Below are 12654 nucleotides of genomic sequence, written 5' to 3' on the forward strand. Positions count from 1 at the left end.
GTAATAATTAAGATATTTAGAAGTTTCAAAAATCGTTTTTCAGGCAGAGTGACTGTAAGGTACAAATACCAAAATGACTCATGCGAATACTAGCAACACTAAACCATTTTTCTATCCCAACCGTACCTTAGAGCGGGCGCGTCGGGCGCTGATTTGTTCTAGCTTTAACTTACACTTATTTCAGGCAATGCTAGCTCAAAGCGTACCAGTTATGGCGATCGCGGGCAGTTCTGGCATGGAAAAAGGCTATACTCAGCGTCCTTTAACAGAACTTGCAGTAGACAACGAACTCTTTTGGCTGATTCAAGTCGGTGTATTGCGGCGCGAGGTAGACGGACAGGGAATCACAGATAGTTTTCGGCTCACGCCTCTGGGCAGACAGCTAGTAGAGCGATACGCTCAGCATGGTAAGTGGGATACTCCAACGTGGCGCGATCGCCTTTACAATACCCTGAGTCGCTGGCTGCGGCTACCTTTTTAGGTGAATGTCTTAAATTTGTCAGCGCAAAAGTTAAGAATCAGCAAAAAAGGGGAAAATAAACACAGAAACCCATCTCGGTCTGAAATTTCTGCCTTTACCTGCTCAAGCCGATAGCCGCATATGAAATCAATCATGATCGTGGGAACGACATCCCATGCTGGAAAATCAACAATCGCAGCTGCAATTTGTCGCATTTTAGCCAAACGTGGCTGGCGCGTAGCCCCCTTTAAAGGACAAAATATGGCGCTGAATGCTTACGTTACCGTTAATGGTGGCGAAATTGGCTATGCCCAAGCGGTGCAAGCGTGGGCGGCTGGCGTTGCTCCAATGGTAGAGATGAACCCAATCTTGCTCAAACCCCAAGGAGATATGTCTTCTCAGGTGATCCTCAAAGGCAAGGCTGTGGGCAGAGTCAACGCAGCAGACTACTACGAGCAATTTTTTCAACCAGGATGGCAGGCAATTGAAGAATCTCTGCGCCATCTGTCAGCAGAATTTGACATGATCGTGTGCGAGGGGGCAGGCAGTCCGGCAGAAATTAATCTCAAGCATCGCGATTTAGCAAATATGCGGATCGCCAAGTATTTGAACGCGCCAACGTTACTAGTCGTAGATATCGATCGCGGTGGTGCTTTTGCCCATGTCGTAGGCACGCTAGAATTACTCGAACCAGAGGAACGCAGTTTAGTGCGCGGGATTATCATCAATAAATTTCGCGGACAGCGATCGATCTTAGAACCGGGCATTAAGTGGCTGGAAGAACGGACGGGAATCCCCGTCATTGGTGTCATTCCCTGGCTGGATCATTCATTCCCCGCCGAAGATTCCCTCGATTTGTTTGAACGCAAGCCCTCTCGGGCTAAAGGCGAACTCAACATTGTCGTAATTCGCCTGCCGCGAATTTCTAACTTTACCGACTTCGATCCGTTAGAATCGGAACCCTGTATTGGTTTGAGATATCTCAGCCCCAAACACGAACTAGGACATCCAGATGCAGTGATTCTCCCAGGAACGAAAACCACAATCGCCGATTTACTCGTCCTGCATAAAACCGGGATGGCAAAGTCAATTCAAAACTATGCGGCGGCTGGGGGAACGGTTTTAGGTATCTGCGGTGGCTTCCAAATTCTGGGGCAACAGCTAGCCGATCCAGAAGGGCTAGAGGGCGAAGCTGGTAGGTATCCAGGTTTAGGATTGCTGCCAATCAGAACGGCAATCACAATGCATAAAGTTGCTCGCCAGCGTCAAGTCATATCGAATTTTCCGCAGTCAGGATTGCCCGTATCGGGGTATGAAATTCACCAAGGGCGATCGCGTTTAGTGGAATTACCCCCCGCCCAAGCCAACGACTATCAACCCCTGTTTGACGATACCGGTCTTGGCATGGTAGATAGTAGTCAATCAATCTGGGGAACATATCTGCACGGAATTTTCGATAATGGACCTTGGCGGAGGGCTTGGTTAAATCGCCTGCGGCAACAAAGGGGACTCAAATCTCTGCCTACAGGTATCTCTAATTATCGCGAGCAGCGAGAAGCAATGCTCGACTCCCTAGCAGGTATGGTCGAAACCCATCTAGACTTATCTTCTGTTCTGTCGCCTTAAAGTTAGGAATTATGACTGTGCGAGTCAATTTTTTACCCGATGATGTCACTGTAGAAGCCACAGTCGGAGAACCATTGTTAGATGTAGCAGACCGAGCGGGGGTTATCATCCCCACGGGCTGTATGATGGGTTCCTGTCACGCTTGCGAAGTCGAGATTGATGGGGACAATACAGTGTGCGCTTGTATTACTGCCGTTCCTCCGGGACAAGAACAGTTAACGATCGATCTTTATTTCGATCCGGCGTGGTGAGAATCAATTCCTAACTAGCATTTCCCGCTGTTTTAGCCCGCATCAAAAATACTAAGGCAGCTATAGCCATTATCCCCATCACGATTCCAGCAGTTCTGTAAGTTACAGCTATTCCTACGAAATTAGTCAAAGGCTGACTGACGAGGGGTGAGAGAAATTGTCCCAAAAAAAAGCTAGTTGTTAACCCACCTAAAACTCTCCCACGGGCTACACCAGGAGCGATTGAAGTCAGGCAAAAGTTCATATTTGGCATGAGTAAACCCAAACCCAGACCCGCGATCGCTAATCCTAGTAGAATCACCGCATAACCTGCGCCAAAACTTATCGATTCATATCCTAGTGCCATGTTTAAAAAAGCAATGCCATAAATGCTAATAAAGCTGAGGCGGGCTTTGACGCGCTGGTACAATAACGAGCTAACCGCAGAACACCCAGTGGCAAGGGCGATCGCTAACCCGCTTTGAGAACTGCTTGCTTGGAGTAATTGCTGTAAGTAAAAGGGGAGTTGGACGGGAATTAGATAAAATACAATTTGCGAGATTAGGGCGATCGCATAAGTCAATACCACTAAACCAGTCGCCAAGCTGGTTGGTTCGTCTGCAACATTAGCCCCAGCACCCTTAGCTGTACGATTCGGTTCCGGTAGCAATAACACGACGCACGGGACTAAAACTAGAGCAATTAAGTAGATAAAAAAGGGCATCCGCCAATTGATATCGGCAAGAAAGCCCCCTAAAGTCAGGAAAATAACTCCTCCTAATGCCATAAAAGCAGCTTGGATACCCAAAAACTGCCCTCTCTCTTTCCCCGTGTAGTAATCTGCAATCAACGCCGTCGCCGTTACCATCACCCCAGCCACGCTCAAACCTAATAGCGCTCGTCCGAACAGAATAAAGCCGATCGCATTCAACCACAGCCCCGAACTACCTGCTAGCCCGTATACGAGTAAGGCAACGATCAACACGGGTTTGCGTCCCAATCGATCGATCGTCGCACCAATAAAGGGCGCAGCCAAGGCAATAAATAGGGCTGGAGCTGTCAAAATCAACCTTACCCAGTAATCTGCATTCGGTATGGTGCTAAAGTGCTGTTTCATTGCTGGTAGCGAAGGTGCAATTGTTGCACCCGCCATCACAGTCAGCGTACTGACAACTAGCAAAGTGATTTTGACAGGTAACGAGTTAGTTGGCTGCATCAGCTAAGCTCTAGGGGGTTCATCGTTAGAGAAACTGAATTGGGACGCGATCGCCTACCTCTAATCCTAATGTTGCTGTCGCGCCACTTCGTAACTGAATCATTTGATCTACCGTTGACTTGGAGCTATATGTAGGGCAAGCAACTGCATCGCAAGGCTGTGCCTCTACTTGGATGGCTGCGATCTGTCCGTTTTGCAAATAGACAACATCCACAGGGAAGCGCATATTTTGCATCGAGACCTTAACTGGGCGAGGCGGATCGATAGTATACAGCATTCCTCTTGTCTGGGACAGTTCGCCACGATACATCAGTCCCAGAGATTGTTGCTGCGCTGTTTGGGCAACCTCCAACTCAATTTCTTGTCCAGAAATTTGCGCTTTCGCACTTACAGGTAGAGATTGTGGTTGTTTTTCAATTTGAGCTTGAATTATTAGTAAAAGCAGACCGCTCACCAATGTAACTATGCAAAAAGCATTATTAGCTGAAATCTTCCAGTACTTCTTCTGGGTCGCAGTTAACATAAAGCCCTCACTTTAACGATTTCTTAACCGAAGCTATTCGACTTTTTAACCGGAAATCGACTAATTTCTTAACCAAAAATCGTTCTTGTAAATAGTTTAAATTAACTCTTACTTAAATCTTTTATCTAAAACAAAAGAACGGGCGTTAAGTTTTATTAAGCTAAGATCGGCGAAAAGTTTTAGTATCTAAGTCGAGAAACTCGATTGGTAGGCGATCGCCTATTTTTAAACCTAGCTCTAAAGTTCTTCGAGCCTGCAACTGAATCATTTGGTCTACTTTTACCTTTGAGCTATATATAGGGCAATTGACTTCGTTACAGATAGGAACAGCTATTTGAATTTGCTGAATTTCCGTATTTCTCAGAAAAATTGTATCGACTGGTACAAAAATGTTTTGCATGGAAAATTCGATCGTTTGAGGCGGATCGAATTCAAATAAAATTCCCCTACTCCTGGGAATTATAGTACGATACATTAAGCCTTGTGCTTCTTGTTCTGGGGTTTGAGGAACTTCTAAGTAAATTCTTTGCTTGGCAACTTCAATTCTGGCTAAAACTTGGATAACTTGTGGTTTTTGCGGCGAACTAATTTGTAAAGACAACCAGGAAAAGCCTAAATACAGAGCAGTAAAAATAATAAATATTGAGATTCCAACTAGCCAAAGAGAGATTTTAGGAAACATAATTTTATGAATTTAAACATATCAATTGATTCGCAGTTAAATAATAAGTAATCGGCAATGCAGGTCGCGCGCAATGAAAAAACTGCACCATTAACACATTATTAATCAGCAATTCACAATTTTAGGAACGATCGCTGTAGATAGTTTTAGCTCTATAAAGTTAAGAGCAAAGGCGATAATTTATTAAGAATCAATGAAAAGAGATAGAAAATATGGATAATGCAGAAGCGTGTTTTGACTTGTAGTTTCTAACTTCTTTCTCGATCGCTCAAATATTGCCAGTCCCAGAGAGCAAATTCGCTGTACCATATAACAAATCAGTTGCGTCTGAGTGCTTTGAGGGATGAGGAGTTATGAAAGCAGCTATCTTACCAATCTTAGCGATCGCCTTAGTCGTCTTTTCCGATCGAGAAACGCCAGCCCAACAAGTAGAAACTAGCTCTGACCGTTCTTTCTTAGCGCTGGTGGAGGGAGACGAAGGCGATCGATGTAGCTTTATCTCTGCTGATGTCTTGGAACGATCGGCAGACATCGCTCAGGGATTGCTATTCGTGCGATCGGGAGACTCTCCAGACCAAGTAAAATACAAAATGCGCTTCGTTCCCGATGGAGCGTATGCCAACGAGATATTACAGTGGACGGCGATCGCTGGAAAAAACTACACGCGGGCTGATGTAAATTTCGACAAGAACCGCGCCGCTACACGCTCGTTTACAATGGCGGTTAACTATCAGCAGCCAGAACAAAAACAATGCCGTTGGGAAGTACGCGAACCGCAACCAGCAGCAGCACAGACTACGGAACAAGATTTAGCCCCTACACCTGGTAGTAATTCAACGGAGCAAGATTTAGCCCCTACACCTTAAATCTAAGATTAAATATGATGGTGCGATCGCTGTTTAAATCTAAGTTGAGATTGGCTGGCGATCGCCCATAGAGTCCTCAAAAATTGCGCCTTGTTGCTGAAACTCAAGTTTCATCTGCGCTGAAATTCCAACAACATTGACAAAGCGTGTTGTTTCTACTTTTACCTGATTCAATTCTGCACGGGTGAGATTAGCTGCATTCAAATTTGCATGGCTGAAATTCACGCCATTTAAATCTGCTTGTTGCAATAACGTATCGTTTAAATTTGCCCCCTGTAAGTTAGCATTCTGAAGATAGGCACTCGATAAATTTGTCCGGCTGAGATTCGCACTGCTTAAATTCACGCGGGGTAGAATTGCGCGTAAGTCTGCATCGCTCAGATCGGCATGACTGAGATTCGCATCGCGAAGATTGGCATTACTGAGTTTGGCACGCACAAGACAAGCACCACTCAAATTAGCGCGACTCAGATCGGCTAATGTCAAGTCAGCACCACTCAAATTTGCCCCTTCTAAATTAGCGCGACTCAAGCTAGCATTACGAAGATCGAATTGACTGAGATCGGCTCCGACTAAATCTTGTGTAGGATCTAAACCGATCGCTTCTAGACTAGAAACAAAGTCTGTCGCGATTGCCGAGTTGAGTAATTCCCGCGCGATCGCCAACTGTTGCTGTTGATATTTGCTCGCCTGGGTCAATTCTCCTAAACTAGTGTATGCTTGTCGCAGGCTATTTAAGATCTGTCCTTCCTGTAGGCGATCGCCTTGTGCTGGTACAATCGCCAATAGTTTTTGCCAGTACTCGATTGCACGCACATATTCTGCTGATGCCAAATAAGCATTACCAATATTGGCAAGAGCATTCATTTCGCCAGTTGCATCTTGAGTTTTCTGGGCGATCTCCAAATGTTGTTGAAAGCAGACGATCGCCTGGGGTATGTTTCCTAAAGCTTGATAAGCTGCGCCCAAATTCCCTAAAGCCGCACCTTCGCGCTTGAAATTTTGGCTGCTGCGATAAAGATTTAATGCTTGTTGCCAAGACTGCAATGCCAGCTCAAATTCACCTGTTTGGTATTGAGAAATACCTTGTCTTAGCAATAAATCTGCTTCACTAGTCATCTAGCGATTTTTGCCGTGCGATCTTCAGCTCTAACATTACCATAAACCTGCTAGATCGTGACAACATTGTAGGGGCGCTTTCTCTGTGCGCCCCTACAAGAAATTTATGTTAGGTATTTATATTAAGCGATCGCAGTTCCGATCGGACAGCTTAAATATGAAGGAACTAAAAGTGTCTCTTCAATTTCTGTACGTAAGCTCCGCGTCATGTATTGTGCTTGGCGCAAGCAATCAAGTATGAGTTGATTGACATCGTAATATTGTTTGAGAATAGCTTTTTGCTGGCAAGTAAAAGGAAAATTTATCAGCTCGTAACTCGAAGCATCGATATCAGATAGATGAAGATGGCGATCGGTGCGATCGTCTTGGAGAGAATCTGATTTAAGATCGAGGATAAATTCTAAATAAAAGGCACGGAAAGCAGCTGGTTTAAACTGAGGTTTGCTCAGATGATGTGACTTGCGCTCCAGCCAGAAAAGAAAGCGCGATAATTCTGGATCGACTCCGGCGATCGCGTCAGCTTGTTGCTTCATCAAGCTGAGAAAATAGTCAGCATTTCGCAACATGCCAACAACGAAGACAAAAACTTCGTGCCAGCGTGGTTCTGAAATCCGAGCAGCTAAATTTCTTAAAGCTTGTTCTGCTCTTTGAGGATGAGAAGGATCGGCTATTTCTCGCGCTATAAAATACTCGTGAAATCTGCTATCGGAGAAAGAATAAACCTCTGGAGCGGACTCAACAAATAACTGGTGTTGATATTGAATAGACTTTAGTAGCGCCTCAGTCGTAAGTTGCAAGAGTTCCGGACTAGTAGGTGCTTTTGGCAGGTTACATATATATTCGGTAATAGATTTTTCAATATCCTGTTTGCTAAACTTACCTCCAGTTTCAAATGTAGCCAAAGCAATTTTACTTAACAAGTCTTGTTTGTGCTGTACGGACAAATTTTTGTAGAAGCGATCGCCTGGAATATGATAAGCTTCATCCCATTGATTCAATAAAATTTCTAGTCCTTCGCGGTAGAGCTGACAGCGATCGTCAGGAATTTCTCGACCGGCTTCAACTAATAGACAAAGCAAATTTAATAATGGATCGTTAGACAATTCATTAACAATTTCTTTTTCCTCGTGTTTTAAAGAGAAATTTACAACGCGATCGAGTTGCTTTGAGTCATTTTTCTGTAAGTTCTCAACTTGTACCCATTTACCACTAAACTTGACACCTTTTCGGTTATCCAACTTAATACCTTCAGTTTCCATCGGCTGAGGAAAACGATCTACCAACGCTGAATCGATGGAGTTCATAAGCTTTATGGTTTTGGTGTTACAGTTTGAATTTATCGGACGTTTATTCAATTCATAATTACGAATTGCGAATTACGAATTACAAATTATCATGCTCTAGTTTGAGCAATTTGAGGTTGAAGCAAAGAAAATAACTGTTCTTTGCCCTTTTGAAGATATCGAGTTACAGTCATTGGACTAATACCAATTCGTTTAGCAGCCTCTTTACGAGAAAACTCTTTTAAGAAAACAAATTCTACAGCTTTACGAGTTTTTTCTTCCAGCTGATTCATTGCTCCTTGCAATTGTTGGCGATCTTCTTCCTGTTGTTGCAAGCTAGTAGAGCGCTGGTCAGGTAAAGCATCAGCTAATTTAATTTGGCAATCGAGATGTTGAATAACTGTACTATCCAAACTTAAGACAATTCGATTTTGGAAGGCGAGCTTACTCTCTAACCATTCTTGAATTGCAACATTCAATTCTTCAGCAATTTCTATATCTGTAGGAGTGCGACCGAGAGTTAATGTTAGATCTTTACGAGCCTTCTGTCCTTGATTGTGAAGTTCTTGCCAACGACGGGGAATTTTGACAACTCCCGTGCGATCGCGTAAGAAATGTAAAATTTCACCTCGAATATAAGGAATGGCAAAAGAACTAAAAGCATAACCTTGATAAGGGTTGAAGCGCTCGATAGCACGAATCAAACCAAAGTAACCGATTTGTTCTAAATCTTCATATGGTTCGGTACATTGGCGGCTAAATTGATGCGCCATCTTTCGCACCAAACCAGTGTGCATACTTACAAGTTTATTGCGTAAGGCAATCGAAGGATGTTGATAATAAGCAATTAATAGCTCTATCCCATTAGAGCAGCCTCTAGTATGAGTTATCGACATAAAAATCCTCAACAGCGATCTAAGCTTCCCTAATGGGAATTAACAGGTGGTGGAAAATCTTTAATCAAAGCTGAAAATTATTGTCGGTGGAGAAGGCTTCTCAAACCATGTCGTTCTTACTGAATTTATGAGGAGATTAGCAGATTGCGGTGAATTTTCTCCGTAGATCTGCTGAGTTGACTGGCTGAGAATGCTAAATATTTTAAGATTAGATTTAGATTTCTGCTGCTAGTCTCACCCTGGTTAACTGTTAGAGGTTTAAGCCAAAATAGGCATATGTCACCATATCGTTGCTCTCACACAACCCGTTAAAAAATTAAGAAAAAATTCCATGAGTAGCACTAGCAATTTTCGCGAAGCAATTCGTCAAGCTAAAACTAGCGCCATAGTAGGTCCAAACGTTATTGCTAACGCCCTGCCTTATCTAGGTGGCGGGCTGGTACTAACAGCACTGGGAACCTACGGTGGTCTAAGTGTCATCCGTGCCAATCCAGGGTTATTCTTCCCTACGTTTATTGGTGCGGTCATTTTGGAACTGATTTTGTTCTTCGTGGCGATGAACGTTGCCGAGAAAGGTAATAATCGCGTTGCCCTGCCTCTACTAGCAACATATAGCTTGCTAACTGGCTATACTCTTAGCGGCATCGTCTTTATGGCACTAAGAACCCAAGGCGTAGGTATTGCAGGTGTGGGGTTTGCTGCCCTCGGCTGCGGTGTCACCTTTATTGCGGCACGTCAAATTGGTTCTAACTTGTCAGAACAGGACGGCATGGCATTGACGAAAACAGTCAGCCTGGGAGTCATTGCCCTAGTGGTCGTCTGTTTGGCACAATTTCTGTTTGCTCTGTTTGGCATCTATACGCCGACTTGGTTAGAAATTGCAATTTCAGGCATTGGCGTGTGTCTATTCGTTGGTGCAGCAGTCGTAGATTTCTACGTTCTGCCTCGTACCTACCGCAACGACCAATATCTCCCTGCGGCGCTGTCGATGTATCTGACTTACATCAACCTGTTTATTTTCATCTTGCGGTTGTTGATTGCCTTGAATAGCCGCGACTAGTAGAGACATTAAATGAACTGTAGAGACGTTACATGTAACGTCTCTACAGCAAGACCGTGGTTTAACCTCAAGCCACGGTTTTTTTGGTTGTTGCCCCAAAGGTTTTCATAGCAATTCTCGATTGCGTGCATGACATTTGTAGGGGCGCACAGAGAAAGCGCCCCTACAGATCGTGTGTTTTACTCAATTGAAAACCGCTATCAACTCTAGTTAAAATCATCAATACAAGTAGGGTGCGTTGTTAATGTACCCTATCACTCAGTGAGCGATCGCTACTCGAAACCTATATGGAAGCACTAGAAATCAAGCGCGAAGTTGAAAAGTTGTCCGATCGCCTGGGTAAAACCCAGGACTATCTTTGACATCCCCGCACTGACGGCAAAAATTCAAGATTTAGAACAAATTGCTGCCCAACCGGAGTTTTGGAACGACCAAACCAAAGCACAGCAAACACTTCAGGAACTCAACGACCTGAAAACTCATATCCAGCAATACGATCGCTGGCAAGGTAGCCTAGAAGATACCAAAGCCGTGCTAGAGCTACTGGAACTCGAAACGGACGAATCTCTGCTGCAAGAGGCTGAGACAAACGTTACCAGCCTCAACCGCGAACTCGACCAATGGGAGTTGCAACAGTTGTTATCTGGTCCCTACGATGACAAAGGCGCAATTTTGACAATTAACGCTGGGGCGGGTGGAACTGATGCTCAAGACTGGGCGGAAATGCTACTGCGGATGTATACTCGTTGGGCGGAAGATCGCGGCTATAAAGTCCAACTCGATGAGATTTCGGAAGGAGATGAAGCGGGAATTAAATCCGCTACCTTAGAAATTTCCGGTCGCTATGCCTACGGCTATTTACAAGGCGAAAAAGGAACTCACCGTTTGGTGCGGATTTCTCCGTTTAACGCTAACGGTAAACGACAGACTAGCTTTGCTGGTGTGGAAGTGATGCCCCAAATCGATACTTCCGTACAGTTGGAAATTCCAGATAAAGATTTAGAAATTACTACCACTCGCTCTGGTGGTAAGGGAGGACAAAACGTCAACAAAGTAGAAACAGCCGTGCGCATTCTCCACATTCCTACGGGAATTGCCGTCCGCTGTACCCAAGAGCGATCGCAGTTACAAAATAAAGAGAAAGCCCTAGCGATCCTCAAAGCCAAGCTGTTAATTATTGCCCAAGAACAACGCGCTCAAGAAATCGCTGAAATTCGCGGTGATATGGTAGAAGCAGCCTGGGGAACTCAGATTCGCAACTACGTTTTCCATCCATATCAGATGGTGAAGGATTTGCGGACAAACCTAGAAACAACAGCAATTACCGACGTAATGAATGGCGAACTCGATACCTTTATTGAGTCTTATCTACGCCAGGAGAAACAACTAGTGGCTAGTTAAGGGACAAGCAAGACCCAAAGCAGAAACAAGAAAGCTGAGGAAACTGGAGGAGAAAAACCAAAATGGTTTTGCTGTTTACAGTCCTTAGCTTTTTCTTTTAATTTTACCAACTATAGCAGTTCTAAATGATTTGTGAAGCAAGCTTCTAGCCTGCTCCATATTCATGAATCAAATAGGATTGCTGTATTTACCCTGAACTTTTTTGCTGAATTTTTCCATATTGCTCTGCTGAATTTTAAGCTTCATAATTATTGCAATAAATAGCTACAAAAATCCATTTTCTCACGTGCTGTTGATGCTGTTGGCTCCACGCTAAGACACAAAAAAATTATTTTAGGACAATCATCGTGCTAATTCAAAGTTTATCCGAGCTACCTGCTGTAACAGAAAGAGCAGTTATTATTAATTTCAATACAAAACTAGTTACAACCTTAGCTTTACTTTCTGTTATTCGTCATGCAAAAATGCCCGTACTGTTGATCGACTGCGAGTCAACTGATGGTAGCTTAAAACATTTTCTAGCTTTGATGAAGCGGTATGATTTTGATATTTTAACCGCTCCCTTACGCCCTCACGGTCAAACTTTAGACTGGCTTTTTAATCATATTGCCGCAGAAAAAGTTTTATTAGTTGATTCGGATCTGGAAATTCAGGATTCCGCTATAGTTAGCTTTTTCAAAGATTATATTGACGAACCGCAGGTTTTTGGTTGTGGCTTTACCAATGGACCAAGTTGGCTGGAAGAACCAGCTTTTCAGGGAACCGCTTTAGAAAATGCTCTCTATCACGAACGTCCTTGGATACCGCTAACTCTCCTTAAGGTAGCCCCTATTCGAGAAGCACTTAGGCATGGAAAGTCATTTGTAGATTTTTACCTAGACAATGAATACTCATTGCTGTCACCTTTTAATAAACTGCGATCGCGCTTCAAGCTACTCCACAGAATATTCAAGAAAGGACCAATTGAGTTGCGACGCTCTTGCCATGCTTTGAAACCCGCTGCGATATTTTACGATACCGGAGCCAAAATATTTGAATACCTTCGGTACGAAAGGCTGATGTTTTTTGTAGGACTACCAGAACCAGTGCATCACCGTTTTGCGACTCACTTTTTCGGGATTACCCGAAATACGCTGAAACCATCAGATACTCACGGAGGCGGTGGGCTAGCTAAAATCTCCGATCGGGTTCGCTATCGTTTATTAGAAGTTTATGGTGAGGAGGTTCACACTGAGGAAGTAACCGAGCGCCAGCAGGTACTTGTCGGACGCAAGTAACAACATTAGTAATAA

General features: G+C 43.9%; 13 protein-coding genes. 7 read left to right on the forward strand and 6 right to left on the reverse strand.

All coding sequences use genetic code 11. The annotated features are described in order from the left end of the window. The first annotated feature begins 73 nt into the window (after positions 1–73). The 3 genes from CHRO_RS27235 to CHRO_RS27245 all read left to right on the forward strand — a co-directional run bounded on the left by CHRO_RS27235 (position 74) and on the right by CHRO_RS27245 (position 2337). Positions 74–481, forward strand: coding sequence for an Npun_F0494 family protein (locus CHRO_RS27235; RefSeq protein ID WP_015157446.1), 408 nt, complete (start codon positions 74–76; stop codon positions 479–481). Positions 482–601: 120 nt separating this feature from the next. Continuing rightward, complete coding sequence (gene cobQ / locus CHRO_RS27240; protein ID WP_015157447.1) at positions 602–2086, forward strand: cobyric acid synthase CobQ; 1485 nt, start codon at positions 602–604, stop codon at positions 2084–2086. Between the two features lie 11 nt (positions 2087–2097). Further along, positions 2098–2337 carry a 2Fe-2S iron-sulfur cluster-binding protein gene (locus CHRO_RS27245; RefSeq protein ID WP_015157448.1) on the forward strand — a complete coding sequence of 80 codons (240 nt, stop codon included), beginning with the start codon at positions 2098–2100 and terminating at the stop codon, positions 2335–2337. Between the two features lie 10 nt (positions 2338–2347). Here the strand turns inward: CHRO_RS27245 and CHRO_RS27250 are convergent, their stop codons facing one another. From CHRO_RS27250 to CHRO_RS27260, 3 genes are all read right to left on the reverse strand, one after another. Beyond that, the gene (locus CHRO_RS27250) at positions 2348–3532 is read right to left on the reverse strand and encodes an MFS transporter (protein ID WP_015157449.1); all 1185 of its coding nucleotides are present in this window, start codon (positions 3530–3532) and stop codon (positions 2348–2350) included. A 25-nt stretch (positions 3533–3557) separates the two neighbouring features. Continuing rightward, positions 3558–4055, reverse strand: coding sequence for a DUF192 domain-containing protein (locus tag CHRO_RS27255; RefSeq protein ID WP_015157450.1), 498 nt, complete (start codon positions 4053–4055; stop codon positions 3558–3560). 160 nt (positions 4056–4215) lie between these two features. Then, positions 4216–4737, reverse strand: coding sequence for a DUF192 domain-containing protein (locus tag CHRO_RS27260; RefSeq protein ID WP_015157451.1), 522 nt, complete (start codon positions 4735–4737; stop codon positions 4216–4218). 353 nt (positions 4738–5090) lie between these two features. On the opposite strand from CHRO_RS27260, the gene CHRO_RS27265 reads away from it, so the two are divergent. Then, complete coding sequence (locus CHRO_RS27265) at positions 5091–5603, forward strand: hypothetical protein (RefSeq protein ID WP_015157452.1); 513 nt, start codon at positions 5091–5093, stop codon at positions 5601–5603. A gap of 39 nt (positions 5604–5642) precedes the next feature. On the opposite strand, the gene CHRO_RS27270 is transcribed toward CHRO_RS27265, so the two are convergent. The 3 genes from CHRO_RS27270 to CHRO_RS27280 form a co-directional block, all read right to left on the reverse strand. Further along, positions 5643–6722 carry a pentapeptide repeat-containing protein gene (locus CHRO_RS27270; RefSeq protein WP_015157453.1) on the reverse strand — a complete coding sequence of 360 codons (1080 nt, stop codon included), beginning with the start codon at positions 6720–6722 and terminating at the stop codon, positions 5643–5645. 122 nt (positions 6723–6844) lie between these two features. Continuing rightward, entirely contained in the window at positions 6845–8026 is a 1182-nt protein-coding gene (locus CHRO_RS30095; protein WP_015157454.1) for an NACHT domain-containing protein, read from the reverse strand. Positions 8027–8115: 89 nt separating this feature from the next. Then, on the reverse strand, positions 8116–8901 hold the full coding sequence (locus tag CHRO_RS27280; RefSeq protein ID WP_015157455.1) for an RNA polymerase sigma factor SigF: 786 nt from the start codon (positions 8899–8901) through the stop codon (positions 8116–8118). A gap of 331 nt (positions 8902–9232) precedes the next feature. Between CHRO_RS27280 and CHRO_RS27285 the strand changes: the two genes are divergently transcribed. The 3 genes from CHRO_RS27285 (at position 9233) to CHRO_RS27295 (ending at position 12639) form a co-directional block, all read left to right on the forward strand. Continuing rightward, complete coding sequence (locus tag CHRO_RS27285; protein WP_015157456.1) at positions 9233–9961, forward strand: Bax inhibitor-1/YccA family protein; 729 nt, start codon at positions 9233–9235, stop codon at positions 9959–9961. A gap of 287 nt (positions 9962–10248) precedes the next feature. Further along, positions 10249–11362, forward strand: a protein-coding gene (prfB, locus tag CHRO_RS27290) for a peptide chain release factor 2 (RefSeq protein WP_127023111.1) whose coding sequence is annotated in 2 segments (ribosomal slippage) — positions 10249–10320 and positions 10322–11362 — 1113 coding nt in all. Because the reading frame shifts where the segments join, the coding sequence is not laid out codon by codon here. Between the two features lie 347 nt (positions 11363–11709). After that, the gene (locus CHRO_RS27295; RefSeq protein WP_015157457.1) at positions 11710–12639 is read left to right on the forward strand and encodes a hypothetical protein; all 930 of its coding nucleotides are present in this window, start codon (positions 11710–11712) and stop codon (positions 12637–12639) included. The last annotated feature ends 15 nt before the right edge of the window (positions 12640–12654 follow it).

This window comes from Chroococcidiopsis thermalis PCC 7203, from assembly GCF_000317125.1.
Classification (GTDB): Bacteria; Cyanobacteriota; Cyanobacteriia; order Cyanobacteriales; family Chroococcidiopsidaceae; genus Chroococcidiopsis; species Chroococcidiopsis thermalis.

What these genes read in the sequence shown, in the direction of transcription:
- CHRO_RS27235 (WP_015157446.1), top strand. Translation starts at nt 74, where the DNA reads ATGACTCATGCGAATACTAGCAACACTAAACCATTTTTCTATCCCAAC.
- cobQ (WP_015157447.1), top strand. Translation starts at nt 602, where the DNA reads ATGAAATCAATCATGATCGTGGGAACGACATCCCATGCTGGAAAATCA.
- CHRO_RS27245 (WP_015157448.1), top strand. Translation starts at nt 2,098, where the DNA reads ATGACTGTGCGAGTCAATTTTTTACCCGATGATGTCACTGTAGAAGCC.
- CHRO_RS27250 (WP_015157449.1), bottom strand. Translation starts at nt 3,532, where the DNA reads ATGCAGCCAACTAACTCGTTACCTGTCAAAATCACTTTGCTAGTTGTC.
- CHRO_RS27255 (WP_015157450.1), bottom strand. Translation starts at nt 4,055, where the DNA reads ATGTTAACTGCGACCCAGAAGAAGTACTGGAAGATTTCAGCTAATAAT.
- CHRO_RS27260 (WP_015157451.1), bottom strand. Translation starts at nt 4,737, where the DNA reads ATGTTTCCTAAAATCTCTCTTTGGCTAGTTGGAATCTCAATATTTATT.
- CHRO_RS27265 (WP_015157452.1), top strand. Translation starts at nt 5,091, where the DNA reads ATGAAAGCAGCTATCTTACCAATCTTAGCGATCGCCTTAGTCGTCTTT.
- CHRO_RS27270 (WP_015157453.1), bottom strand. Translation starts at nt 6,722, where the DNA reads ATGACTAGTGAAGCAGATTTATTGCTAAGACAAGGTATTTCTCAATAC.
- CHRO_RS30095 (WP_015157454.1), bottom strand. Translation starts at nt 8,026, where the DNA reads ATGAACTCCATCGATTCAGCGTTGGTAGATCGTTTTCCTCAGCCGATG.
- CHRO_RS27280 (WP_015157455.1), bottom strand. Translation starts at nt 8,901, where the DNA reads ATGTCGATAACTCATACTAGAGGCTGCTCTAATGGGATAGAGCTATTA.
- CHRO_RS27285 (WP_015157456.1), top strand. Translation starts at nt 9,233, where the DNA reads ATGAGTAGCACTAGCAATTTTCGCGAAGCAATTCGTCAAGCTAAAACT.